The 26,082-nt window shown below is 72.4% G+C and carries 12 protein-coding genes and 2 pseudogenes; 5 read left to right on the top strand and 9 right to left on the bottom strand.

What is annotated here, in order from left to right; all coding sequences use genetic code 11:
- From STRVI_RS24155 to STRVI_RS24165, 3 genes are read right to left on the bottom strand one after another with little or no spacing between them, the layout of a single operon-like run.
- Window positions 1–327 (bottom strand): acyl carrier protein, encoded by a 327-nt coding sequence (locus STRVI_RS24155; protein WP_014058249.1) that lies wholly within the window; start codon window positions 325–327, stop codon window positions 1–3.
- The gene (locus tag STRVI_RS24160; protein WP_014058250.1) at window positions 324–4,967 is read right to left on the bottom strand and encodes a type I polyketide synthase; all 4,644 of its coding nucleotides are present in this window, start codon (window positions 4,965–4,967) and stop codon (window positions 324–326) included. Before STRVI_RS24160 ends, STRVI_RS24155 begins: the two co-directional genes overlap by 4 nt.
- A complete protein-coding gene (locus STRVI_RS24165) occupies window positions 4,964–12,358 on the bottom strand; it encodes a type I polyketide synthase (protein WP_014058251.1) in 7,395 nt (2,464 codons plus the stop codon). The genes STRVI_RS24160 and STRVI_RS24165 overlap by 4 nt, the downstream gene beginning before the upstream one ends.
- A 482-nt stretch (window positions 12,359–12,840) precedes the next feature.
- Between STRVI_RS24165 and STRVI_RS24170 the strand changes: the two genes are divergently transcribed.
- The gene (locus tag STRVI_RS24170; RefSeq protein ID WP_014058252.1) at window positions 12,841–14,847 is read left to right on the top strand and encodes an erythromycin esterase family protein; all 2,007 of its coding nucleotides are present in this window, start codon (window positions 12,841–12,843) and stop codon (window positions 14,845–14,847) included.
- 100 nt (window positions 14,848–14,947) lie between these two features.
- Here the strand turns inward: STRVI_RS24170 and STRVI_RS56435 are convergent, their stop codons facing one another.
- Window positions 14,948–15,895 carry an ATP-binding cassette domain-containing protein gene (locus STRVI_RS56435; RefSeq protein ID WP_435532622.1) on the bottom strand — a complete coding sequence of 316 codons (948 nt, stop codon included), beginning with the start codon at window positions 15,893–15,895 and terminating at the stop codon, window positions 14,948–14,950.
- A 123-nt stretch (window positions 15,896–16,018) separates the two neighbouring features.
- A pseudogene (locus tag STRVI_RS56440) lies at window positions 16,019–16,762 on the bottom strand (ATP-binding cassette domain-containing protein); the annotation flags it as partial.
- 336 nt (window positions 16,763–17,098) lie between these two features.
- On the opposite strand from STRVI_RS56440, the gene STRVI_RS24180 reads away from it, so the two are divergent.
- Complete coding sequence (locus STRVI_RS24180) at window positions 17,099–17,743, top strand: hypothetical protein (protein ID WP_251982728.1); 645 nt, start codon at window positions 17,099–17,101, stop codon at window positions 17,741–17,743.
- Between the two features lie 107 nt (window positions 17,744–17,850).
- Here STRVI_RS24180 and STRVI_RS24185 read toward each other — a convergent pair whose 3' ends face one another.
- Window positions 17,851–18,552, bottom strand: coding sequence for an alpha/beta fold hydrolase (locus tag STRVI_RS24185; RefSeq protein ID WP_014058255.1), 702 nt, complete (start codon window positions 18,550–18,552; stop codon window positions 17,851–17,853).
- Between the two features lie 327 nt (window positions 18,553–18,879).
- Here STRVI_RS24185 and STRVI_RS24190 point away from each other — a divergent pair, with 327 nt between their 5' ends.
- A complete protein-coding gene (locus STRVI_RS24190) occupies window positions 18,880–19,983 on the top strand; it encodes a hypothetical protein (protein WP_014058256.1) in 1,104 nt (367 codons plus the stop codon).
- A gap of 86 nt (window positions 19,984–20,069) precedes the next feature.
- Here STRVI_RS24190 and STRVI_RS24195 read toward each other — a convergent pair whose 3' ends face one another.
- Window positions 20,070–20,915, bottom strand: coding sequence for an aldo/keto reductase (locus STRVI_RS24195; protein ID WP_014058257.1), 846 nt, complete (start codon window positions 20,913–20,915; stop codon window positions 20,070–20,072).
- Between the two features lie 222 nt (window positions 20,916–21,137).
- Between STRVI_RS24195 and STRVI_RS54725 the strand changes: the two genes are divergently transcribed.
- Both STRVI_RS54725 and STRVI_RS46520 read left to right on the top strand, forming a co-directional pair.
- The gene (locus tag STRVI_RS54725; protein WP_014058258.1) at window positions 21,138–21,920 is read left to right on the top strand and encodes a hypothetical protein; all 783 of its coding nucleotides are present in this window, start codon (window positions 21,138–21,140) and stop codon (window positions 21,918–21,920) included.
- Window positions 21,921–22,167: 247 nt separating this feature from the next.
- On the top strand, window positions 22,168–24,024 hold the full coding sequence (locus STRVI_RS46520; RefSeq protein WP_014058259.1) for an RICIN domain-containing protein: 1,857 nt from the start codon (window positions 22,168–22,170) through the stop codon (window positions 24,022–24,024).
- Between the two features lie 49 nt (window positions 24,025–24,073).
- On the opposite strand, the gene STRVI_RS24210 is transcribed toward STRVI_RS46520, so the two are convergent.
- Both STRVI_RS24210 and STRVI_RS24215 read right to left on the bottom strand, forming a co-directional pair.
- Complete coding sequence (locus STRVI_RS24210; RefSeq protein ID WP_014058260.1) at window positions 24,074–24,823, bottom strand: class I SAM-dependent methyltransferase; 750 nt, start codon at window positions 24,821–24,823, stop codon at window positions 24,074–24,076.
- Window positions 24,824–25,056: 233 nt separating this feature from the next.
- A pseudogene (locus tag STRVI_RS24215) lies at window positions 25,057–25,968 on the bottom strand (extracellular catalytic domain type 1 short-chain-length polyhydroxyalkanoate depolymerase); the annotation flags it as partial.
- Window positions 25,969–26,082 lie beyond the last annotated feature (114 nt).

The following is a 26,082-nucleotide window of genomic DNA, read 5'->3' on the forward strand; positions in this document are numbered from 1 at the left end:
TCAGCTCTCCCCGGCTGCCCTGAGGCTCCGCACGACGTACTCGACGAGTTGCCCCACGGCGAGGTCGATGATCTCGTCGAGCTCCAGACCCGCCACGAACTCGGCGAAGTTGACCTGTCTGCCGTACCGGGCTTCCAGGCTGCCGGCCAGCGCCACCAGGTCGATGCTCTCCAGCTCCAGATCCTGGGTGAAGCGGGTCTGCATGGTGACCTCGATCTCGTCGAGGCCGTATTCGTCGAGCATGGTCCGGAGCATCCCGGATATCTCCGCGAGCACGGCAGGTGCGTCGGTGGGGGGTGCCGAGGCGGTCTGATTGACGGTGGTCACTGATCGCTCTCCTCGTCCTGTTCCTGGTGGTCCGGGCCGGTCGTCCAGGCCACGGCGTAGTCCCTGTCCGGCAGTCCGGGAGGGTTGGCGATGGTGATGCAGTGGATCTGGTAGCGGCGCGGGCGCTGACCGGGGGCGGTGGCCGCCGTCTCGACGATGAGCCGGGCCGCCGGTGCCGCGTCGCTTTCAGCGGCTCCCGGCTGTATTTCGGCGATGGTGAGGTCACGTGGCCGGGTGCGCGAGCCGGTGCCCTCCGCCGTGGCGACCGCCTCCTTCGCGGCCCGGAAGGTAGTGGCCCAGCGGGCGTGCGAGCCACCGCGACCGGCCGTCGCGGCGGCGAGGAGTTCCCGCTCGGCCCGTCCGAAGGCGGCCGCGAGTGCGTGGTCGTCGCGGTCGGCGACCTCCTCGATGGCGATACCGGGGCCCGGGGCGCCGTGCGCGCGCGGCACCACCAGGGCGACCCCGGCCTCGGCCCGATGTGCCAGCGAGAGGGCCAGTTCGGGCAGGATCCGGCCGTGGACGCCGATGGCGTACGGGCGCCCCTGGGCGTCGTCGCGTATCCCGATCTCGGCGGGGAAGACCGGGCCTTCGCCGTGGTCCCAGAGCCATCGCCGTACGGCGTCCTTGGCCGCGATCCTGCCCAGCAGCCACTGTCTGCGGCCACGTGGCGGCTGGTGTTCATAGGCGATGCGCTCGTCGCTGCCCAGGTGGTTACGCATGATCAGGTCGCGGGAGGCCAGGTCGGGCCAGCGCTCATGGAGCAGCACCCAGCCGCCCGGCTGGGGCCGGGAGAGCGTGTTGTGCTGTGGGAAGCGCTCCACGGGACGGGTGTCGGGGTGGTTGTCGAACCGGCGGTCCTGCCAGCCGGACAGCTCCGCCCACACCTCGCCGCCGATCAGCAGTTGTGCGTCGGCCTCCAGCGCGGTATCGGTCAGCGAGGTGATCCTGATCAGGCACTCCACCGGTGTGCCGGGGCGCGGTTGCGGGCCGAAGAAGCGCATCAGACGCATGCCGACCGGGAAGACCACGGTCCGTTCGGTGCGGGTCGCCATGATCCAGTAGCCGAGGAGCTGTCCGACGTTGTCCAGCAGCGCTCCGGGCGCGGGAGGCGTGGTGATCGTGCCGCGTATGTGCGACTCGCCGATCGCGGTGAGGGCGGTGAGCCCCTGAAAGGCCGGGCCGTGGAACATCCAGCGCTCGGCGTAGACGAGATGTGCGGTGTGGTCGGGGGTGCGCTCGGTGGCGGGGTCGGTGGGCCAGGGGGTGGGGCGGGTCGCGGGGTGGTGGGTGGCGACTTCCACGGTGGCGCGGGCGCTGCGGCCGAAGGTGACGGTGTAGTGGGCCGCCGAAGTGGGGGTCGCGGTGACGGGTACGGTGCTGGGGGGTGCCGCCGTCACCCACTGGTCGAAGCGGGCGCCGTGGACGGCGACGGCCACCGGGTTGCCCGCCGTGTGCTCCGCCGCTGTGTGCTCCGCCGCGTCCATGAGGTGCTGGACGATCGTGGTGGCCGGGACGACGGGCCAGCGGTCCGACTCATCGGGCCAGCCGGGGTGTTGGGGGAAGAAGCAGTGGTCGTGGAGGTAGGGCATGGTCTCGGTGGAGACCTGCAGATCGTGGGTGCGCGGGGTCGGTGGGCGGCTTGCCGCGATGACCGCGGTCGCGGTGGTGGCGGTCTCGTCGAGCAGGGCGAGTAGTTCGGCTTCCCACGGGTCGGACGGCAGGTGCGGGGGCGCGCCATGGGGTGTGCTCGCCGTTGCCGGGTGCGGGTGGGGTGGTGCCCACCCGTTCCGCCCGGGGGGCACCTCCCGGCGGTAGCCGGGCGAGGAACGATTGCCCACCACGTTGCGCAGCTCGCTCAAGCGCGGCTCGTCGAGCGAGATCAGTGAGCCGTTCAGGTCCAGCCGTACCGGAGGAAGCGTGGGTGTGGGGCGCGAGGCTTCACGCGACAGCGTGGGGTCCACCTCCGCCCCCTCCGTCCACAGGGCCGTGGCCACGCGGCGGAGCTGGGAGATGCCGTCGCGGTGGGGGGAGTTGGCGGCCACCACCAGGTGGTCGCGGCCGTGCAGCGTGTCGCCGATGAGCGACCCCAACTGGCCCGTGCCGACCTGGACGAACGCGCGGAAGCCCGCCTCGTACAGGGCCTCGGTCAACAGCCGGAAGCGCACCGGCTCCAGCAGGTGGCGGATGAACAGCTCGCGCACCTCTGCCGCGGTCGCCGGATACGGTGCGGCGGTCGTCCCGGACCAGACGGGGATCCTGGGCGGCAGGAGCAGCTCGAAGCGTTCCGTCACGGCTCGGATGGGGTCGAGGTAGGGCGCCAGCATCGGGGTGTGGAAACCGGACTGGAAAGGCAGGAGCTGCGCGATCACGCCCTCGGCGCGCAGGGCCCGGACGAGCTCCTCGACATCGTCGCGCGGTCCGCACACCATCGACTGGCTGGGCGCGTTGTCGTGCGAGAGCACGATCCGGCCGTCTGCCCGCGCCTCCAGCTCCGCGAGCACCCGTGGCGCACCGGCGCCGAGGACGGCGAAGGCCAGGCCGGGCACCCGCAGCGCGTCGGGGTCGAAGGAATCGAGGAAGGCGTCGACCTCCTCGCCCGCGTAGAGGCCGCCCACGGCCAGCGCGGTCCACTCCCCCACGCTGTGCCCGGCCACCGCGTCCGGTACGACCCCCATGCGCCGCAGCGCCGCGTCCAGCAGTCGGCCGACACCGAAGACACCGACGCCATGGCGGCCGATGTCGCCCACGCGGGCCGCCTCGCCGAAGCGGTCCCCGGCGGGGCGGGAGAGCCCGAAGTACTCGGCGACGCCGTCCACGCGGGGGACGAACTCGGCTTCGAGGCCGGGGAAGACGAAGGCGAGCTTTCCCGTGGCCGCCTTTCCCGTGGCCGCCCTTCTCGTGGTCGCCCTTCCCGTGGCCGCGTCGCCCGTGGCCGCCGGGCCCGCGCCGAGCAGCGGCGCGGGGGTGAACCAGATGTCGTTGCGGCCACGCCAGGGGCGCCCCTTGGCCACCATGCGCCGGGCGAGCGCGAGCCGTTTGGCGGTGGGGTCGACGATGCCCAGCCGGGTACGGGCGTCCCGCCCCGTCACCGTCGTCCGTACGGTAGCGTCGTCCGCCGCCAGCAGCTCGGCAAGCCGTTCCGGGGTGTCCGCGGCCAGCGCCAGCACCCGCTCCGGTTCGATGACGACGGTCGTGGCGCGCTGCGCCACCGGCACCGGAACCTGCTCCAGCACCACATGGGCGTTGATCCCGCCGAATCCGAAGGCGTTGACGGCGGCGCGCCGTACGGGCGCCTCCCAGGGCTCGGCCGCGCCGAGCACCGAGAAGCGGGTGGCCGCCAGCGCCGGATGGGGATCGTCGCAGTGCAGGGTGGGCAGCAGCCGGGCGTGGTGGACCGCGAGGGCGGCCTTCACCAGACCGGCCACACCGGCGGCGGGCATGGTGTGGCCGATCATCGACTTCACCGAGCCGATGACGGCCGTCTCACCTGGCGTGCCACCAGTGCCGAACACCGCTGCCAGCGTGGCGAGTTCGGCCGTGTCCCCGGCGGGCGTCGCGGTGCCGTGCGCCTCCAGCAGCCCGATGGCGCCCGGCTCGCGCGGATCGAGGCCCGCGGCCCGCCATGCCTGTCGGACGGCTCGGGTCTGACCGCCCGGGTTCGGGTTGACCAGGCCGGTGGCACGGCCGTCGGAGGCCACACCGGTGCCGCGGATCACCGCGTAGACGCGGTCGCCGTCGCGGAGTGCGTCGTCGAGCCGCTTGAGGACGACCACACCGGTGCCCTCGCCGATCAGCAGGCCGTCGGCCGCGCGGTGGAAGGGCCGGATCCGCTGGCTCGGCGACAGCGCGCGCAGTTGCGAGAACACGCTCCACAGAGTGATGTCGTGGCAGTGGTGCACCCCGCCCGCGAGCATCACATCGCACCGGCCCGAAGCCAGCTCCCCCACCGCCTGGTCGACGGCGACGAGCGAGGAGGCGCAGGCGGCGTCCACGGTGTACGCGGGGCCACGCAGATCGAGGCGGTTGGCGATGCGCGAGGCGGCGAGGTTGGGCACCAGGCCGATGGCCGCCTCGGGCCGGTCCGGGCCGAGCCGCTCGGTGAACGCCGCCCGTACGAGGTCGAGTTGGCCGGGGCCGAGGTCGGGCAGCAGCTCGCCGAGGGTCCGTACGAGCTGGTGGGCGGTGCGCACCCGCTGGTCGAGCCGGACCAGCCCGGGGGTGAGATAGCCGCCCCGGCCCAGCACCACGCCCACCCGCTGCCGGTCGGGGAGCCGGTCCTCACCGCCCGCGTCGGCGATGGCCGCCGCCGCGACGCCCAGGGCGATGAGCTGGTCGGGTTCGGTGCCGGACACCGAGTTCGGCATGATCCCGAACCGCGCGGCGTCGATCCGGGCGAACTCGTCCACGAACCCGCCCCGTCGGCAGTACACCCGGTCGGGCGCCGCGGGCGTGTCGCCACCACCGTCCGGGGCGTAGAAACCGGCGTCCCACCGCCCGGCCGGGACGTCGCTGATGGAGTCCACGCCACCGACCAGATTGCGCCAGTAGGTGTCCAGGTCCGGGGAGCCGGGCAGCAGCACGGACATGCCGACGATGGCCACCGGCGGCTGCCGGTGCGCCTGCTCGTCCGTCACGCTCACCAGCCCGAGGCGGTGTAGACGACGGATCCGGTGGACTCCCCGCCCCAGGCCAGCTCGCGCAGCAGCGCCAGCGTGCCCTCCTCGGGATCGATGAGCGAGATGCCGCGCCGGGCGTACTCGCGGCCCAGCTCCGGTGTGACCATCCCGCCATGGGCGCCAGTCGGTGCCCAGGGGCCCCAGTGCACGGTCAGCGCCCGGCGGCCGGTGCGGTCCCGCCAGCGCGCGCCGAGGGTCTCCAGCGTGTCGTTGGCCGCCGCGTAGTCCACCTGGCCACGGTTGCCGAGGGCGGCGGCGATGCTGCCGAACAACACGGCGAACGCCGGGGGTTCGGACAGCTCCGCCAGCGCGTCCAGCAGCGTCCGGGCCCCCTCCACCTTGGTGCCGTACACCCGTTGGAAGGACTCGGCGGACTTCTCCGCGATCAGCCGGTCCTCGATCACACCGGCCCCGTAGACGACACCGTCCAGCCGTCCGTGGTCGGCGTGGATCTGCTTCACCGCCTGGAGCACCGCTTCGGCGTCGCGGAAGTCCACCGAGCGATAGCGGACCCGGCCGCCCACGGCGGTCAGCTCTTCGATGGTGGCGGCGACCTCCCGCCGCGCCAGGATCCGGGCGGCCTCCCGCTGGATCTCGGCGGGCCCCAGACCGCCCCGGGCCGCGAGCGCCGTGCGCAGGGCCGTCTCATCGCGGGCCCCTGCGGTGGCCGGGTCCTCGGAGCCGACGGGCTCCGGCGTACGGCCGAGCAGCTCGATCCGGCAGCGGGCGGCGGACGCGAAGGTGGCGGCGCACCGCGCGGTGATGCCCCGCGCCCCGCCGACCAGCACCACCACCGCGTCCCGGTCCAGGCCGAGCGCGGCGGCCTCCGCCGCGCCGTCCCCGGCGGGCCCGGCGCCCGAACCGGCGAGCGCGCCCAGCGGGGTCTCCACGAGGTCCAGCCGGTGGCGCCGCCCTTCCGCGGTGCGCAGCACGACGGGCGTACGGTCCGGGGCAAGCAGCTCATCGAGCAGACCGTCGGCCACGGCGTCGGCAAAGCGGGGCGCGTCGGTGGGATCGGGCGCTGCGGGGGAACCGGGCGTGTCGCCGGAACTGGCCACGCGTGCGGACCCGATCGCGTCGGTGGAATGGGCCACGTCGGTGGAACCGGCCGCTTCGGCGGCACCAGGTGCTTCGGCGGAACCGGCTGCGTCGGTGGACCCAGCCACCTCGACCGCACCGGCCACCTCGACCGCACCAGGTACGTCGGCGGACCCAGCCACCTCGACCGCACCGGCCACCTCGACCGCACCAGGTGCGTCAGCGGCACCGGCCATGTGTGCGGGCCCAGCCACCTCGGCGGGGAACTCCACCAGCCTGGTGACCATGTCCGGGTACTCCCTGGCCACCGTGCGGAAGACCCCGCGCAGCCCGGCCGTGCGTGCGGCGAGCGGGTCGGTGCGGCGAAGCGCCAGCAGCCAGTGCGGGGCGCGCCGCAGGGCCGACTGGAGGGCTGTGAACGCCTCCGGCAGCACCGGCGCGCCGGAAGTGGCCAGCGGGTCGAGCAGCAGCACACCGTCCACCCGGCCGTCGTCCTCGGTGAGCGGATGCCCGGCGGCGAGGTGGACGGCCTCGGCACCGCGCTCGCCGAGACGGGCGGCCACCGCCTCGGCCACCCCGTCACCCCTCCCGCCGAGCAGGGCGAAACGCCGGCCGGTCAGATCGGGCGGTGCGGTGGCACCGTCGTCGGGTGCGCCGAGGGGCACGGGCACCAGCCGCAGCCGTTTGGGCGCCACACCGGACACGGCCACGGGCTCGGGCTCCGGCTCGACCACGGCAACGGGCTCGGCCGCCACGTCCTCGACCACCGCCGCCCGTTCGTCGGGCGGTGTGGCGGAGGCCGCGGGGGCGGGGGAAAGGCGGGCGGTGAGCCAGTCGGTGACGGCGGTGGTGGTACGGGCCTTGGCCAGCTCCTCCAGCTCCTCATCGCCCAGGGCGGCGGTGTCCGCGCCCGCGACACCGAGGCGCCGCGCCAACTCGCCCGCGATCTCGGCGCGTTTGATGGAGTCGATGCTGAGATCGGCTTCGAGGTCGAGGTCGGGTTCGATCATGTCGACCGGATAGCCGGTGCGTTCGCTGATGATCTCGGAGACCGCGCGCAGCACATCGGGCCCGGTGGCGGGTGCGGGCGAAGCAGATGTGGGAGACACGGCGGCGACCGGCACGGCGGCCCCTGGGGTGACGGCCCCTGAGGTGACGGCCACCGCGGCAGTGGCCACCGGCGCGGCGGCCACCGGGCCGAGCTCGGCGGGTAAGGGTGCGGCCGTGGCGACCGGAGCCGGTGGCGACGCGTGCCGTTCGCCCGGCGCGCCGCCGAAGTAGGTGAGAAGCACATCGCGCTGGGCGGCGATCATCTCCCGGCTGGTCCTCAGGAACTCCGAGATCAGGGCGTCCCTGCCCCCGTACTCGCCGCCACCCGTCCGATCGGTCTGGCTCACGGTCGCCTCCATGACACGTCGGGCCGGTGCCAGCGCACCGGGAAGGAGCTCACCGTCCGCGGTGCGGACCAGGTGTCCGTCGACCGTCCAGCCGGGCCGTTTCGGTGGCGGGGCGGATCCCGCCGCCACCGCGTCCCGGCCGTGGAACAGCCAGGCCGTACGCACCGGAACACCGGCGACGGCCAGCCGGGCGAGAGTGTCGAGAAATCCCCGCGGTCCGGCGGAGCCGGTACGCCGTCCCTCGCAGGCGAGGGCGAGGTGCGGACGGCCGTCGAGGATCTCCCCCACCAGCCGGGTGAGCACCGTCCCCGGACCGGCCTCCACGAAGATCCGCGCGCCCGCCTCGTACATGGCCTCGATCTGCGCCACGAAGCGGACGGGCGCGCCGATCTGGGCGGCGAGTTCGGCGCGGATGGCGTCCGGCTCCGCGCCGTGCGGGGCGGCGGTGCGGTTCGCCCAGACGGGGAACTCGGCCGCACGCACCGGATGGCGGGCCAGTGCCTCGGCGAACCGCGCACCGGCCCCGGCCACCAGTGGGCTGTGGAAGGCGCAGGCCACCGGGACCCGTTTGACCGAGTGCCCGGCCGCCCGCAGCAGCCGTACCGCCTCCTGGATGTCCCGCTCGGGCCCGGAGATCACGGTCTGCCGTGGCGCGTTGTGGTTGGCGGTCACCACGCGCTCGGCGAGCCCGGCCGCTCGCAGCACCGGCTCGACCTCGCCGGGGGGCGCGGTCACGGCCGCCATGGTGCCGGGCTCGTCCCCGGCGGTCTCGGCGGCGCCGAGGATGGCGGCCGCCCGCTCGGCGCTCAACTGTGGCAGCGTGCGGGGGTCGAGGGCGCCCGCGGCGCACAGTGCGACCAGCTCGCCGTAGCTGTGTCCGGCCGCCATGTCGGGCCGGACTCCGGCCGAAGTCAGCAGGGTGTACGCGGCGAGCCCGACCATGCCCAGTGCGGGCTGGGCCACCCGGGTGTCGGTGATGGCGGTGCGCTGCACCGCCTGCCCGGCCTCGTCGAAGGCGGCCGGGGGATACAGCGCGTCGGTGTAGGCGCGTCCGTGGCGCAACTGGCGCTGGAGTTCGGGGAAGGTGACGAAGGCGTCGGCGAACATCCCGGGCCGCTGGCTGCCCTGCCCGGGGAAGAGGAAGGCGACCTTGCCGCGCTCCGGCTCGCCCCCAGCCTCTTGGGCCGCGTCCGGGGCGATGTGCAGCCCGTCCGTTCCGCGTGGCCCCGGGCCCGGCGGATCGCCCGCGAGCACCTGCCGTAATCGTGCGGCCAGGTCGTCCAGGTCCGAGGCCACCACGGCCACCCGGGCCGGCTCCTGCCCGGCGTCGGCCCGCCGGGAGGCGGTCAGCGCGACGTCGCGCAGCCGCCATGGCCGTCCGGCCGTGTCATTGGCCATGAGCTGGTCGAGTGTCTCCTGGACCACCCGCAGCGCCGCCGCCCGGTCGGCCCCGCGGAAGAGGAACAGCTCGGCGGGCCAGGCGTCCAGGCCCTGTGCGGGTGGCGCTCCCCGGCCGTGTGCCGCCAGCACCACATGGAAGTTGGTCCCGCCGAAGCCGAACGCACTGACACCGGCGACCCGTTCGGCGGGCGCGGCGGCCCATGGCCGGGCCCGGGTGTGGAAGGCGAAGGGGCTGCGGTCCGCGTCCCATGCCTCGTTGGGCCGGGTCAGATGCAGTGTCGGCGGTGTGATGCCCGTGTACAGCGCCATCGTGGCCTTCACCAGTCCGGCGAGCCCCGCGGCGCATTTGGTGTGCCCGATCTGGGACTTCACCGAGCCCAGCGCACACCCGCCCGGTGCGGCCCCGGCGGCGGTGAACACCTCGCCCAGGACGGTGAGTTCGGTGCGGTCGCCGACGACCGTGCCGGTGCCGTGTGCCTCGATCAGGCCGACGTCGGCGGGCGAGAGGTGGGCATTGGCGTACGCGCGCTCCAGGGCGGCCCGCTGTCCCTCGGGGCGCGGGGCGGTCAGCCCGAGCGAGCGGCCGTCGCTGGAGGAGCCGACGCCCTTGATGACGCCGTAGACGCGGTCGCCGTCCCGTTCGGCGTCGGCCAGCCGTTTGAGGACGACGCAGGCGACGCCCTCGCCGAGCGCGATTCCGTCGGCCGAGCTGTCGAAGGTGCGGGAGCGGCCCGTCGGGGAGAGGGCGTGCACCGAGGAGAAGAGCACATAGTCGTTGATGCCGTTGTGCAGATCGGCGCCGCCGCACAGTACGAGGTCGCTGGTGCCGGCGGTCAGCTCTTTGCAGGCCACGTCCACGGCGGCCAGCGATGACGCGCATGCGGCGTCCACGGTGTAGTTGGCGCCGCCGAGGTCGAGCCGGTTGGCGATCCGCCCGGAGATGACGTTGGCGAGCATGCCGGGGAAGGAGTCCTCGGTGAGCCGCGGGAGCTGGTCCACGAGGTCCCGCGGCACCTCGTGGACGTAGCGCGGCAGGACGGCGCGCAGCGTCTGGGCGTTGGACAGATCGCTGCCCGCCTCGGCGCCGAACACCACGGAGGTGCGGGAGCGGTCGAAGGTCCGGCCACCGTCCCCGGGGGCACCGTATCCGGCGTCGTCCAGGGCCCGGCGGGCGGCCTCCAGGGCCAGCAGTTGAACGGGTTCGATGCTGCCGAGCGAGGCCGGGGGGATGCCGTAGCGCAGTGGGTCGAAGGGGACGGGTGGCAGGAAGCCGCCCCATTTGGAGGCGGAGGCGCCGTCCTTGTCGCCCGTGTAGTGGACGGCCGGGTCCCAGCGCTCGGCGGGCACTTCGGTGACGGCGTCCACACCGCCCACCACATTGGCCCAGAACGAGGCGAGGTCGGGCGCCTGCGGAAACATGCACGCCATGCCGACCACGGCCACCTCCAGCGGCGCGGGCGCCTCGGCCTCCGCTGGGGCCGAGGCCACGCCCAGGCGCTCGCACACCGCCTCGGCGCGTGCGGTGAGGAAGTCGGCGGCGCCGGGGCCCACCGCATGGTGCAGGGCGCCGATCGTGGTGGTGGCCGAGCGCAGCACGGCGACCTGCCCGGCCATGAACATCCCGCCGCCGAGCTGGTGTTCCTCGTCGACCGAAGTCAACGCGCCGTCGGGCCCGCGGTCCATGCCCTTGCTGGCGATCCTCAGCCGTCCCACATTCAGCCGCTCCAGCCGCTCCCAGACCTCCCGGTCCGGCAGGCCCTCGTCCCGCAGCCGTTCCTTGACGGTGTCGAAGCTCTCGGTGAAGGGGCTGGGCACGCAGCGTGTGGCATGGCCGGGGGCGGTCTCCAGCAGCACGGTGTGCTCGGCGGCCACCACGTGGCGCTGGAAAAGCGGCTGTACGGCGCCGTGTGCCACGGCCTCCTCGGTGAAGAGATACGCGGTGCCCATCAGCGAGCCGACGGCGACGCCGCGCCGGGTGAGCGGGGCGGCGAGCGCGGCCACCATCGCGGCGGAGCGTTCGTCGTGCACTCCCCCGGCGAAGAAGATCTCGATACCCGCGCCGTCGGTGTCGTCAGCCCCGGCGGTCCCGTCGGTGTCGTGAGTGTTCGCCGTATGACGCGGGTCGTGCGCGGTGTCGTCGAGGAAGTCCTCGACGACGGCGATCTGGGCCTCCCATAACGGGAAGCTGTTGCGCGGCCCCACGTGGCCGCCGCATTCGGAGCCCTCGAAGACGAACCGCCGGGCCCCGGCCTGGAGGAACTGGCGCAGCAGCCCCGGCGAGGGCACATGCAGAAAGGTGGCGATGCCGTCCCGCTCCAGCGCCTTGGCCTGGGACGGCCGTCCGCCCGCGATGATGGCGTGGCTGGGGCGGATCTCCCGTACGGCCTCGAGCTGGGCGTTCCTGATCTCCTCGGGTGAGAAGCCGAGGACGCCGACGCCCCAGGGGCGTCCGTCCAGCGCGGCCGCGGCCTCCTCCAGCATGGTGCGCGCCTGCTCGCGTCCGGCCAGGGCGAGCGCGATGAACGGCAGCGCTCCCCCGGCGGCGACGGCGGAGGCGAACGCGCCCTGGTCGCTGACCCTGGTCATCGGGCCCTGCGCGATGGGCAGCCGGGTGCCGAGGCGGGTGCTCAGCGGGGCGCCGGGGCGCAGCGCCGAGACGGCGGAGCCGTTCCGTACGGCCTCGTGCGCGGCCTCCCGGATGGCGTCGGTGATGCCCCGGACGGTGCGGCCCGCATCCCGCCATCGCTCGGCGAACCGGGCTGCCAGAAAGCCATCCTGACCCACCGTCAGATTTGGCTCGATGTGCTGCGTGGCGCGCCCCCGGCGCCGCAGGACGCGGCGCCCGTCCAGCACGGTGGTCTCGGAGCCGTCCATGGAGCGGATGGCGGCGGCCCGGTCCTCCGGGAGCCCCGATTCGGCGAGCAGGGCGAGCTGAGTGTCGAGCACGACCCCGGCCGCGCCGCCGAGTACGGACGCCGCGGCAGTGTGTGGGCCGATGCCGCCGCAGGCCCACACAGGTAAGGGCACCCGGGGGTCGGCGAGGAGCCGCTGCAGCAGGACGAAGGTGCCCAACGCCCCGATCCGCCCGCCGCTCTCACTGCCCCGGGCGATCAGCCCATGCGCTCCGGCGCGGACGGCCTCGAGCGCCTCGTCCGGGTCGGTGACCTCGGCCAGCACTCGGCAGCGGTCGGAGACGGCCTCCACCGGCCAGGGCGAGTCCACCCCGAGCACCACCGTATGCGGACCGGGCGCGCCACCCACTGGGCCGCCGGTGGCCCGGGCGTCCGGCAGGTCCGCGGGGGTCAGGCGGCAGCCTGCCGCGACCCGCACGCCGTACCGCCCGTCGGCCACCCACTCGCCGATGTCCTCCCACGCCTGGAGGGCCTCACGGCCCGTTGTTCCCAGGTCGAGAACGCCGAGACCGCCCGCGCGGCTGACCGCTGCGGCGAGTCTGGCGTCCGGTTCCCCGAAGGGAGTGATGCCGATGACAAGATCGCCGGCGTCCACGGCGGATGACATGTTTTCTCCGAAAATCGCTAGCGCAGCAGGAAAGGGAGATAATTCGGGCAACGCATGTCGAACGTATGGCACGGGAATCTCGCGAAACGGCGCGGGGCTGAAATTAGCCACTTCATTACTGAAGAGTCAACAAGCAGTCGCAAGCCCGCGGCGCGACGGGCTGATTCTCGCCAGACGCGAAGACATCGGTGGCGTTGCAACCTCCTCCCCTCTGTTAAATCTTCATATATCTCAGGTGAAAGAGATCACTGCCGAAGGTATGCCGGGGCGCATGAGTGAACCTTGATTGCGCCTTAACCTGCGCGGACTCCAGATCCCGATTTCGCTGTCGCGAATTTCGTGTACAGGCAGAAGAGGCGGGGTGGCCCGGGCGGGCGGCCACGCCTCCCGCGATGGGTTCCCCAAGGTGCACCCTGGAAGAAGGACGGCATCGTTCGACGGGTCCGCACTGTACGCACCTGGCCGAAGGAGGAGGACTGGGGATGTCCGAGCGTCTGTTCCGCGATCGAAGGGACGCCGGCCGAGTCCTGGCCGGCCGTCTGGAACACTACCGAGGCCGCCCCGATGTGCTGGTGCTCGCGTTGCCCCGTGGCGGCGTTCCGGTGGCGTACGAGGTGGCCACCGCACTGGACGCCGAACTCGATGTCCTGCTCGTGCGCAAGCTGGGTGTCCCGGGCCGGGACGAAGTGGCGATGGGGGCGATCGCCAGTGGCGGGGTGGTGGTACTCAACGAGGACGTCATCCGCGGACTGAACATCTCGCCGGAAGCGGTCCGGCAGGTGGCGGAGCGGGAAGGCCGGGAACTGCTGCGCCGGCAGCGGATGTACCGCGGCGACCGCCCCATGCCGGACATCGAGGACAGGACGGTCATCCTCGTCGACGACGGCCTCGCCACGGGCGCGAGCGTCCGCGCCGCCCTCCAGGCGCTGCGGCGCATGCGGCCCGGCAGGATCGTGGTGGCGGTGCCCGCCGCGCCCGAGTCCACCTGCCAGGAGCTGTCGACGATGGTCGACGAGGTGATCTGCGCGACCACCCCCACCCCGTTCTACGCGGTCGGCGCCTCCTACTGGGACTTCACCCAGACCACCGACGAGGAGGTGCGCGACCTGCTGCGCGCGGCCTCGCGGGTCCCGCCGGTCCCGCCCGCCGCGGAGGCCGCGACGGACGCGGTCCTCATCCGGGGCGAGGCCCTCGCCGTCGAGGACGGCGTACCTCAGGGCGACGCGCTGCTGAACCTGGTGGGGGACGCGCACTTCGTGCTCATCGGCGAGGCGTCGCACGGCACCCACGAGTTCTACGCCGCGCGGGCGCGGATGACCCGGCGGCTCATCGAGGAGAAGGGCTTCTGCGCCGTGGCCGCGGAGGCGGACTGGCCCGATGCCTACCGTGTGAACCGCTACGTCCGGGGGCGCGGTGACGACGCCACCGCCGAGGAGTCCCTGCGGGGCTTCGAGCGTTTCCCGACCTGGATGTGGCGCAACACGGCCGTGCTCGACTTCGTCGGATGGCTGCGTGACCACAACGACCCGCTCAGCGACGGGGCGAAGGCCGGGTTCTACGGGCTGGACGTCTACAGCATGTACCGGTCGATCGATGAGGTGATCGGCTACCTGGAGCGGGTCGACCCGACCGCCGCGGCGCGCGCCCGCGAACGCTATGCGTGTCTGGAGCGCCACGACGGGGACGACGGTCAGGTCTACGGTTTCCAGGCGGCGTTCGGCGCGGGCCCGACCTGCGAGGACGAGATCGTGGAGCAGCTGCGGGACATGCAGCGCCATGCGCTGGAGTACGCGCGGCGGGACGGGCTACTGGCCGAGGACGACCTGTTCTACGCCCAGCGGAACGCGATCGTCGTGCGGAACGCCGCCGAGTACTACCGCTCGATGTTCGGCGGACGGGTCTCCTCGTGGAATCTGCGGGACCGGCACATGGTGGACACCCTCGACGCGCTCGCCGAGCACCTGGGCAAGCAACGTGGGGAACCGGCGAAGATCGTGGTCTGGGAGCACAACTCGCATCTGGGCGATGCCCGCGCCACCGAGTCCGCCATGCGCGGCGAGCTCAACGTCGGCCAGCTGGTGCGCGAAGGCCACGCAGACGACTGCCGGCTGCTCGGTTTCACCACCTACACGGGCACCGTGACGGCGGCGGACGACTGGGGATCGCCCGCGGCACGGAAGCGGGTGCGCCCCGCCCTCGCGGAGAGCGTCGAAGAGCTCTTCCACGGAGCCGGGGAGAAGGAGTTCCTGCTCGACTTCGGCCGCGCTCCACTCGCCCGGGGGCGGCTGACGTCGGCGCTGCTGGAGCGCGCGATCGGAGTGATCTACCGCCCGGACACCGAGCGGCAGAGCCACTACTTCCTCGCACGGGTGGCGGACCAGTTCGACGCGGTCATCCACATCGATGAGACACGCGCCCTAGAACCGCTGGAGCGCACCGCCGGCTGGGAGCGGGGCGAGGCTCCCGAGACCTACCCGTTCACCGTATGACGTCCGCCGTGACGTCCGCCGTGTGACCTTCGCCGTGTGACCTTCGCCGTGTGACCTTCGCCGTGTGATGCCGCGGGTGGCCAGTCGGTCTCAGCTCGTCTCAGTTCCTCTCAGCCACTCCCTCGGCCGCGGATGACGCCTCGAGCAGATCCCGGACCTCGTCGGCACCGGTCTCCCGCAACTCCTCGCCGACCAGCAGCCACCGGGTGATGCCGATCGAATCCAGGAACGGCAGATCGTGGCTGGAGACCACGAGCGCACCCTCGTAGGAGTCCAGCGCGCTCGTGAGCTGCCGCACACTGGCCATGTCCAGGTTGTTGGTCGGCTCGTCGAGCAGCAGCAGTTGCGGGGCCGGTGCGGCGAGCATGGTGGCCGCGAGGGCGGCCCGGAAACGTTCGCCACCCGAGAGGGTGCCCGCCGGCTGTTCCGCACGCGCCCCCTTGAACAGGAAGCGCGCGAGCTGGGAGCGGATCTGGTTGTCGGTGATCCCGGGCGCCCGGCGCGCCACGTTCGCCGCCACGCTCAGCTCGTCGTCCAGCACATCCAGCCGCTGAGGGAGGAACCGCAGCGGCACGAACGCCCTGGCCTCCCCGGACAGCGGGGAGAGCTGGCCGGTGAGGGTGCGCAGCAGTGTGGTCTTGCCCGCTCCGTTGCGTCCCACCAGCGCGATACGTTCGGGCCCCTGCACATGGAGGGTGGCGTCGTGCAGGGCGCCGTACCGGGGGCGCAGCTCACTCAGGCTGAGCACGGTGCGGCCCGCGGGCACGGCGGTGTGCGGCAGGCTCACCCGGATCTCGGCGTCGTCGCGGACCGCCTCGGCGGCCTCCTCACGCCGCTCACGCGCCTCGTGGAGGCGGTCTTCCTGCAGGTCACGAAGCTTTCCGGCCGACTCCTGCGCGGACCTCTTACGGGCACCGGCGACGATTCTCGGGGCCCGCCGCTCGACGTCCATCTTCTTGCTGTTCCGCTGCCTGCGTGCCAGTTTGATGTGGGTCTCCTCCAGTTCGCGCTTTTGCCGACGCACATCCGCCTCGGCGACCCGCAGCATCCGCGCGGCCGACTCCTGCTGGGTGGCCAGCGCCTCCCGGTAGGCGGACCAGCCGCCGCCGTACCAGGTCACCGACCCGGACCGCAGTTCGGCGATGCGGTCCACCCGCTCCAGCAGCTCACGGTCGTGGCTGACCACGACCAGCACACCGGAGCGCCAGGAGTCGACGGCGTCGTAGAGCCGCCGCCGTGCGAACAGGTCGAGGTTGTTGGTGGGTTCGTCGAGCAGCAGGACATCGGGGCGCTCCAGGAGCAGGGCGGCCAGCCGCAGCAGTACGGTCTCCCCGCCGGAGAGATGACCGACGGTGCGGTCCAGTTCGACATCGCCGAGCCCGAGTGAGCCCAGTGTCGCCAGAGCCCGCTCCTCGACGTCCCAGTCGTCGCCGATCGTCTCGAAGTGGGCCTCGTCGACGTCTCCGGCCTCGATGGCGCTCAGGGCGGCGCGCCGCTCGGCGATGCCCAGGGCCTGGTCGACGCGGAGGGTGGTGTCGAGGGTGATGTTCTGCGGAAGGTAGGCGAGGCTGCCGCCGACGGTCACCGAGCCCTGCACGGGACGCAGCCGGCCGGCGATCAGCCCCAGCAGGGCGGACTTGCCACTGCCGTTGGTGCCGACGAGACCGGTGCGGCCCCGTCCGATGCCGAGCGAGAGCCCGTCGAAGACGGTCGTGCCGTCCGGCCACTGGAAGGACATGGCCGAGCAGGTCACGGAGGCGCTGGGGGTGGGGGTGGGGGTTGCTGCCATGGTGTTCTCGCATTCGCAAGCGCTGTGAAAAGGGGCTACGTATGCGAGCACCACGCGGCGACCAAGCCGGGAAAACGGGTGCGGCCCTCCGAAGGGTGAGGGACGGCTGACGCGCCGAGGTCGCATTCACACGGGTCACGGGCGGCGAGAAGGCCGACTACGACGTGACGGGCTACGGCTTGTGCCGTACCGCGCGATGATCGCGAACCTCAGATACGCAACGTCCACCTCTATCAGAGACAACAGGACCCGGAAAGTGTAGCGCAGCCGAGGTGCGTGATGTCGTGTGCGCGGCCGGGCGGGGCCGCGATGCCACCTTCCTGCCAACCTTTCCCGCGCCCCCCGTTTCCGCGGACGACCGCCGTTACGATCACCCGCGTGACCTGGCGGCGCACCGGTTCCGAGGCGCGCTGCCCGTTTCGGATCGCATCGGATCAAAGGGCGTGAGAAGTGAATAGCCGGTTGAGCATCGCGGCCGTGTCGGCCGTCTCCCTGGTGGCGTTCCTGGGTGGTACGACGGTGGCGACGGCCCAGGAGTCCGACCCGGCGCCGAAGTCCTGTGACGGTGTCCGGCTGACCGGTGAGCTTCCCGTTCCGGCGCCCGGCCAGGCCGTCTCGGGACAGATCACCATAGGCGCCGACTGCAAGCCGGAACCGGTCTCCGTCCAGCACGGACCGGCATCGGAGCGCTCGGCCCGTACCGCCACCGCCGGGCATCAGCTACGTGGCTGGAACGAGATGTACGACTGCTGCAACATCCGGATGACGGGGCTGTACACCGCCTCCTCGTGGGACACGGCGAACGGCCGCGTCACCACGGCCGGCACCACGGCCACCCAGGAGTGGAACCGCGAGCCGTGGGACGCCGGTTGGTCGCTCACCTCGCAGACCGCGAAGGACGACTGTGTCACCGACTGCGCCGAGGTCAATTCCGAGGCGCACGCCGACTTCGCGTACCAGGGGGTCTTCGATCCGACCGGCGACTGGTACGACAACACCCACCACTCCTACGTCCAGTTGAAGGCCGACGGGACGGCGAGCTGCCGCTTCGATGTGGAGCTGCGGCACACCTTCGTGGGGTGGAACTGGCGGTACGGCTGCGAATGACGGCACCGGCGCCGGGATAGCCCACGACGTAGCCCCCGCCTCGCACGATGCGGGGGGCCGGGGTCCCGGGCGAGCACCGCCCGGGACCGGTCAGGCGGGGTGCGACGTCACGATGCCCCAGCACACCGGAGCAGTATCCGGGCCAGCTCACGGGGCTGGGAGATCATCGGCCAATGGCCGGTGTCCATCTCGACCAGCTCCCAGTGCTCGCTCTTCAGCAGCTCGGCCACGTCGTCCGTCGGCTCGGCGCCGTCGAGCAGACACTTGATGTACGTGGCGGGCAGCCCGCCGAGCGGGCGCGCCAGGACGGCCGGCTCGGACAGGGTGGCGCCCGGATGCGGTGTGCAGCCGCCCACGATCCGCGCGATCTGCTCGTCGGTGAGCCCCTGACCGTGGCAGTCGGCCTCGGTCAGGGGCGCCCAGAAGCCGCCGTTCGCGGCCATCGACGCCTCCACCATGGCCCGGCCGCCGGGCCAGCCCGACAGGAACGACTCATCGTCCGCCGGAACGTTGGAGTCCACGAACACCACGTGGGCCAGCCGGTCGCCGATGCGCTCGGCGGCCTGACCGACCGGGATGCCCGAATAGCTGTGCCCCACCAGGACCACATCGCGCAGATCGAGGCGCTCGATCTCGCCGACAATGTCCTGGACGTGGGTCTGCTGCCCGGCCTGCACACCCTGCTTCTCGGCGAGTCCGGACAGCGTGAGGGCATGGACGCCGTGTCCGGCCGCGCGCAGCTCCGACACCACCCCGTCCCATGCCCACGATCCCAGCCACGCACCCGCCACCAATACGAATTCCGTCATGGGGGGCAAGGTAGCGCGGGGGTCCGACAATGGACCGCCGCATCACTCTCCTCCCGGCGCTGTGCCCGGCGGCCACCGTTCGTCCGGCGCGCGGAGCGCGCAGCAGTACCGCGCCGACGAGCAGGCCCGCGGCGATCGCGGAGGGGGGCGTGGCCGCAGGGGAAGGACCTGCCGGACGCGTGCGTCGCCGCCCGCCGCGGGGTAGATCGACCCCCGCCCCGGCACTGACCGGAACCGGCGATTTCGAGCGGTTTCATCCGGCCTGAGAAGGAAACCCGCTCGTGTCGGGCCGCCCCGTCAGGTCGCCCGACAAGGTACGGAGCGCATATGAAGTTGTCGTTTCTCGATCCGCTCTACGCGCGGCCCGGCCCATGGGCCGCCGTCTACCTGGACACCTCCCGTGACATCGAGGATCCGGAAAAGGCGATCGAGCTGCGCTGGCGGCACCTGCGCGACGCGCTGTCCGGCCAGGGCGTGGACAACGTCACCCTCTCCGCCCTGCACACCGCCGTGGGCAGCGACCGGGAGGTGTCCGGACGGCACGGCCAGGCCCTGTTCGCCGCCCATGGACGGCTCGGACTGGCCGAGGAGCTCCCCGAGCCGCCGGCAGCCGATTCGGCCCGCTTCACCTCGATCCCCGATGTGCTGCCCCTGGCGCTGCAACACGCCCCGGACATCCCCTATGTGGCCGTGGCGCTCTCCCGGGCCTTCGCGGAGACCGACCTGGAAGAGGATGTGGTGGTGCACTACCAAGCCGGGCGGTGGCCCATGAGCCGGGTGGCACCGGAGCCCCGCTACAACCACATCGGCGCGGCCCGGGACTGGCCGGCGAACGCCTTCGCGGTCGCCCACGAGCTGGAGAATCTGCGCCGCTGGACCGATGCCGAGACGATCGTGTTGCGGTGCGCGGCGGAGGACGTGTGGTTGCGCGGCGTGCTGGTCAACCATTTGCCCAAGTCCACCCAACATCGCGTCGTCACCGTGCCCGACAGCGGACGACCGGTGGCCGGACCCGGCCGGGCCCTGTTGGAGGCGGAGCTGACTGACACGCTGCGTGCCACGGTGAACGAACGGGACCGGACCTTGACGCACCGCTACATGGCGCAGCGCGCCCGGCACCCGGACACCTCCGAAGGGCTGTCCGCCGCCATCACCGCCCTACAGCGTGGCCAGGCCCACTGCCTGCTGCTCACCCGCCCGGTGAACCTTCCGGAGTCGCTGTGGGCGGGGCCCGAGCCCACCCACGTCACGCTGACGGAGCCGGACCTCCACACCTTCGGCGTGCACACCGGACGGCAGGAGCCCGCCGGGGCCGTGATGGTACGGGCCCTGGTGGGCACCGGCGCCGAGCTGATCACGGTCCCGCGTGAGGAACTGTCGCTGCAGGACGGGGTCGGGGTGCTGCTGCGCTACCACGACCCGTATACGTGAGGTCCGCCGCGCCCGCATCACGGCCCAGACGCGTAAGACCCGCGTACGTGGAGCCGCAGCGCCCAAAGCCTCCGAGGATCCCGGGCTCAAAGGACCTCGAGTGGCACGGGCCCCGTGGGCGGAGGGAAGGCGCGGTCCAGCGCGTCCAGGTCCTCCGGGGTGAGCTCGAGATCCAGCGCGGCGCGGTTCTCCTCGACGTGGTCGACCCGCCCGGCCTTGGGGATCGCCGCCACCCCCTGCCTGAGCACCCACGCCAGCGCCACCTGCGCGGGCGTCGCGCCATGGGCCCGTGCGACCTCCCGCAGCGCACCGGAGCGCGGCAGACGTCCCTGCTCAATGGGCGAATAGGCCATCAGGGGGATGTCGCGCCGGTGGCACCAGGGCATGAGGTCGTACTCGACACCGCGCCTGGTCAGGTTGTAGAGCACCTGATCGACGGCGACACCGTCGCCACCGGGGGTGGAGACGAGGTCCGTCATATCGGAGACGTCGAAGTTGCTCACACCCCAGTGGCGGATCTTGCCGCTGTCGGTCAGTTCGGCGAAGGCTTCGAGGGTCTCCTCCAGCGGGATCCGCCCCCGCCAGTGCAGCAGGTACAGATCCAGCCGGTCCGTGCCGAGCCGCCGCAGGCTGTCCTCACAGGCCGTAATGGTGCCACTGCGGTCGGCGTGGCCGGGGAGCACCTTGCTGACCAGGAAGACCTCGTCACGGCGGTCGGCGATCGCCTCTCCGACGAGTTCCTCGGAAGCGCCGCTGCCGTACATCTCGGCCGTGTCCACGAGCGTCATCCCGAGGTCGAGACCATGCCGCAGCGCCGCGATCTCGTCGGCGCGGCGCCGGGGGTCGTCACCGATGTGCCAGGTGCCCTGGCCGAGCAGCGGCATCCACTCCCCCGAGGGCAGTGGGACGGTGTCCGGTGTGGTGGTCATCATGCCCGCCTCCCTGGTTCTCCGGCCGCCTCCAACGGTAGGCGAGGCCACGCCATCCGACGCCGCACCGGGTGGCCACGGCGGTGGCGGCACCACCCGGAAGGCGGAGCCCACCGCGAGCGGGAGCGGCATCGAGTCCATGCTGGGAACAGCCGTCGACCGACAGTCCCGAACGGGCTCGGTGCATTGACTCCGGGCGGACTTCGACCTGCGATGAGGCGTTGTATGACTGCGATCAGAGCGACCGAGGACCCCGGTATAGCCATTCAGTTCCTGCACGACGAGATACAGGAGATCAGGGAATCCGATGACGCCGCGGCCACCATCCACGACCTGATCTTGCCGACCGCGCTCAACGTCCCACTCGCCGGCCCCATCATGACCGAGTCCGCCGAGGCGATCGCGGAGGCCATCGCCGACCGGATGGCGGACCTCGTGGAGACCGACGAGGGGGAGGGCGTCGAGGTCGTGTTCCCCCCGTCCGCGCTGTCCGACGGCCTCTGGGAGGTCGAGGCCGTCAGGCCCCTTCCCAGCACGGTGCGGTCCGTCTCCATGGCGGAGACGTTCTCCATGCGCAGCCCGACCGCTCCGACGGGGGCGGCTGTCGGGGACGACCTCTATGTGTTCGCCAGGGACGACGACGGCCGTGTCCTGTACAACCGGAGCGGCGCCGACGAGGGGTTCTCGGGCTGGGAAGAGGTGCCCGGTGAGCTCGTGAGCGGCACTCAGCCCGCGGCGGTCAGCAGCGGAGACGAGGTGCTGGTGTTCGCCACCGACACGGAAGGACGCGTGCATTCCAACCGGGTCGGCGCGAACGGGGCGTTCACCGGTTGGGAGGAGGTGCCCGGCGACATCACGACCGACGGCGCCGTGGGGGTGGGTTCCCAGGCCGATTCGGTGTTCGTGTTCGCACGGCTCGACGACAACCGCATCGCGTTCAACCGGCTGCAGCCGGACGGCACGTACACGGGATGGCTGGACAAGAGCATCGCGTGGCGCGGTGCGTGAGAGCGGCGCTGAGGGGCGGATCGCGGCAGCGGTACCAGCGTGCTCACCCCGCCGGACCACTTCGACCCCGAGCTGCGCCGGACCGCCGGCCGGCTGACTGCGGAGGTGCGCTTCGCCAGCCGCTTCACCACTGACCGTAATTAATTGTCGTCTGGGGGGAGTTCCTGCCGGATACCTTTACCCGCACCCGTGCGCTCCACCACTATGGGCACTCGTCTCACTGCCGGTGACGCGAGGAGTCGCGAGGGTGACCGACCAGCACGGAACCGAGCCCGATGCCACCGCCGGGGAGCGGCCGTACGCCCAACTGTCCGACGCGGAACTCACCGAGCGCATCCACTCCGGGGCGCCCACCGCCCTCCCGGCCACGCAGCAACTGCGGGAGCGCCACCTGCCGGCGGTGCTGTCCTACGCCCGGCTCTGCGCCAGGACCCGGACCGACGCCGACCAGCTCGCCGACCTGTCCTTCGGCCTCGCCGCGCAGGAGACCTGTCACGGTATCGACCCCTGGGGACCGTGGCGGCATCATCTGCTGCTGCTCGTCCAGCGGGTGGCCGCCACCTGGGCGGAGGGCAACCGGGCGGAGAGGCTGGACCCCACGTTCGCCGAGTGGCTCGGCCGCTCCGGTATCACCGCGGATCGCGAGGCCGGACAGCGGAGGCCGCGGGAGCGTTCGGCCATGCTGGATGGCTTCCTCAGCCTCTCGGCGCGCACCCGTGATGTCCTGTGGTACAGCGTGGTGGACGAGGATCCCGACACGGCGGTGGCCACCTTCGCGGGGCTGGCGCCGCACACTGTCCCCACGCTCCGGGAGACGGCACGGGGCGCTCTGCGCGAGGCGTGGCTGCGGACCCATCTGGAGCGTGGCGGCGAGCAGACCTGTCAGGGGTTCCGGGGCCTCATCGAGGCGGCGGTACGGCCGGACAACCCCCGGCGCTGCGACGACCTGGACCGCCATCTGTCCACCTGCCCGTCGTGTGCCGGGGTGTACACCGACCTGATACGGATGGACGAGGATCCCCGGACCGTGATCGCCGACGGGCTCCTGGGGTGGGGCGGGGCGGCCTATGTCACGGCGGGGCCGGTCAACGGTCTGCCCTCGGTCGGATCGGCGACACCGTCGTATGCGGAGCCGCGGCAGCCGGACCCGCCCTTGGTCCCCGCTCCCCCGCCGCCGTATCCCCCCGCCGAGACCGCGGAGGGCGCGACGGTCGCGGGCGTCGCCGGAGTCACGGGGGTCGCCGGGGGCGCCGGCATCGTGCCGGACGTGCCGAACGTGCCGGACGTGCCGGACGTGCCGGACGACGGTGGATCGGCGGGCCGGTGGCGCCGACCGGCCTGGACGGGCTCCCGGCCGCCCGCGATGACCGCGCTGATCGCGGTGGCGGCCGTGGCGGCGGTGGCCGCCACGGTCGCCGTGCTGGTGTCCGGCGGGGACGACATGACCCCGGCCGGTCGCACGAACACACCTCCGCCCGCGTCCGCCACCGCCACCCCTTCGGCCCCTTCGGCTCAGCCGACGACGGATCCGCCGGCTCCGACGAAGCGGCCACAGCGCCCGCCGAACCCCGGTGGCATGACCGAACCGCCCACGACCGCCCCCGCCACACCTCCCCCGAGCAGCGCCCCGCCGCCGGCCGCCCCGATTCCCAGCGACACCTACACGGCGGTGATCAACGCCGATTCCGGGCTCTGTCTGGACATCCGCGACCAGCGGCTGGAGAAGCGCACGGACGCCGTCCTGGCCCAGTGCGCCGGGACCGACACCCAGCGGTGGCGGCTGGACTCCGAGGGGCTGCTGCACACCGAGGCCGACCCCGACTTCTGCCTGGACTCGCGTGGGGACACCGACCGGGGTGTCGGCATCTGGCCGTGCTCCTCCGCCGAGGGCGACAACGGCGAGAACCTGCGGTTCGTGGTCGACCGCCAGGGGTTGATACGCCCTCATATCGCACCGGACTTCGCCATCACCCCGGACGACGACGACCCCGACAGCCAGGTCGAGCTGCGCTCGGCCGACGACCGGAACGACCAGCGGTGGACCGCCGGCCACGCCGACGCCTCGGCCGATGTGTCGGTGTCCGGGCCCGCCCCGGCGCGGTGACCGCCGACGGCCCCCGCATGGCGATCCGGCCGGGGAACCCGACCGGCCCTCAGACCGCGCTCCCAGCCTCCGTGGCGCGGCGGAAGAGGGCTGCCCATAAAAACGGCTCCCCGAAGAGCGGGGAGTCGGATGGCTCGTCGTGCATGCGGCGCAGCTCGATCTCGGTCAGCTCGGAGAAGATCCAGCGCAGGGACTCGGGTGTGTAGGCGAGGCCACCGTGGAGAGCGGACTGGCGGTAGAAGGCCGCGTCGGGGAGTTCGGAGCCCATCGCGCCCGCCGCGAAGCAACTGAGGGCGAGATGGCCACCGGGGGCCAGGGCCCGCTCGAGGAGAGCGAGGTAACTGACCCGGCGATGCGGTGGCAGATGGTGGAAACAGCCTGAATCGCAGATCAGGTCATACGGCCCGGCAAGCTCACCCGCGGTGAGCGCGAAGGCGTCGCCGCAGTGGAACCGGATCTCGGCTCCGGCCTCACGGGCGCGTTCCGTGGCCCAGGAGATGGCCGTGGGCGAGAGGTCGACGGCGTCCACCGTGAAGCCCCGGGAGGCGAGGTGGAGGCCGTTGCGGCCGGGGCCGCACCCCAGGTCGAGCGCCCGGCCCGGGGTGACCAGGCCACGGTCGAGATACGACACCAGATGCTCGTCGGGCTTCGCCACGAAGAACGGCACGGGCTTGGAGCGGTCCGCGTAGAAACCGTCCCACCACGAGGCACCGTCGGCCGTCCAGCGGTCGGCCTCCGGTGCGAAGAGGCCGTCCAGGAGTCTCATGACGTCGTCCACCGTGCGGATGTTCCGGTCCACGCGCTCCCCTTCCCGAGGGGGAAAACATAGGCGCGCACCCGGCGTAGCGCCAGGTCAGGCTCCACACCGCAAGGGCACTGGTGGCCGCCGGAGGGATGGCGGGCGAGGGGGCGGAAGTGTTCTCCGTGGCCGTGGGCACCGGCCGTCCACACGCCCGCCGAAGGCCGCCAAGGGGCTGGCGAAACCGGCCCCTTGGCGCCTTTCTCATCGTCGCCCCGGCCGTCAGTAGATCAGCCGGCGTCCAGGCCGAAGAAGGTGATGGCCCGTGCGGCCATGCCGGCGGCCGGAAGGGAGTGTCCCGTGCCCTGAACGCTGATCGCCTCGACGGGGGCCTGGTTGCCCGTGGCGCCGTAGCGGGTGCGGGTCCAGGTGGGCTGTGGACGGTCGGTGAGGACGGGGGTCTGGCTCACCCCGAGGACGTTGGTCCACTGCTTGATCTCTTCGCCGAAGTTCGGATAGCGCAGGGTGCCGTCATCGGTGCCGTGCCACAGTTGCATCCTCGGCCGGGCGCCCTGGTATCCGGGGTAGGCCCCGCGCGCGAGATCGCCCCACGCCTGCGGTGTCTTGGTGATGGTGCCGTTGGCGCAGGCGGAGTTCCAGCCGGATCCATCGGTGGTGGCGAAGCAGCCGAAGGGCACGCCCGCAAACGCCGCGCCCGCCTTGAACACATCCGGGTAGTCGCCCAGCAGGACGTTGGTCATCATGGCGCCCGATGAGGCGCCGGTGACATAGACCCGGTTGGGGTCGGCGTTGTGGCGCTGCTGGGCGTAGCGGACCATCGACACGATGCCCACCGGGTCACTGCCGCCGTCGTGGCGCAGTGCCTGCGGGGAGGACACGTCGAAGCAGGCGCCGCTTCTGGTGGCGGAGGGGTAGATGACAATGAAGCCGTAACGGTCCGCCAGGGAGGCGAACTCGGTGCCGGAGTAGAACGCGGGCCCCGAACCCGTGCAGTAGTGCACCGCCACGAGGACGGCGGGCCGTGCCGCGACGTTGTCCGGCACGTACTCGTACATGCGGAGGTTGCTGGGGTTGGTGCCGAAGCCGGTGACCTCGGTGAGCGAGGCCGCCGCCGCGGGGGTCGGGGCCAGCAGGAACAGTGAGGCGAGCAGCGGCAGTACGCCGCCGAGTAATGCCGCGGCCATCGACCTCGGTGTCCTCCGGCGCCGTCCGGGTATGCGCGTGGTGCCCGCGGACGCGGGGGTGTGGTTCATGCGGCTGTCCTTCCTGGACTGTGACGGTGAAGGGGGCGGCCCATA

Source organism: Streptomyces violaceusniger Tu 4113 (assembly GCF_000147815.2).
Lineage (GTDB): Bacteria > Actinomycetota > Actinomycetes > Streptomycetales > Streptomycetaceae > Streptomyces > Streptomyces violaceusniger_A.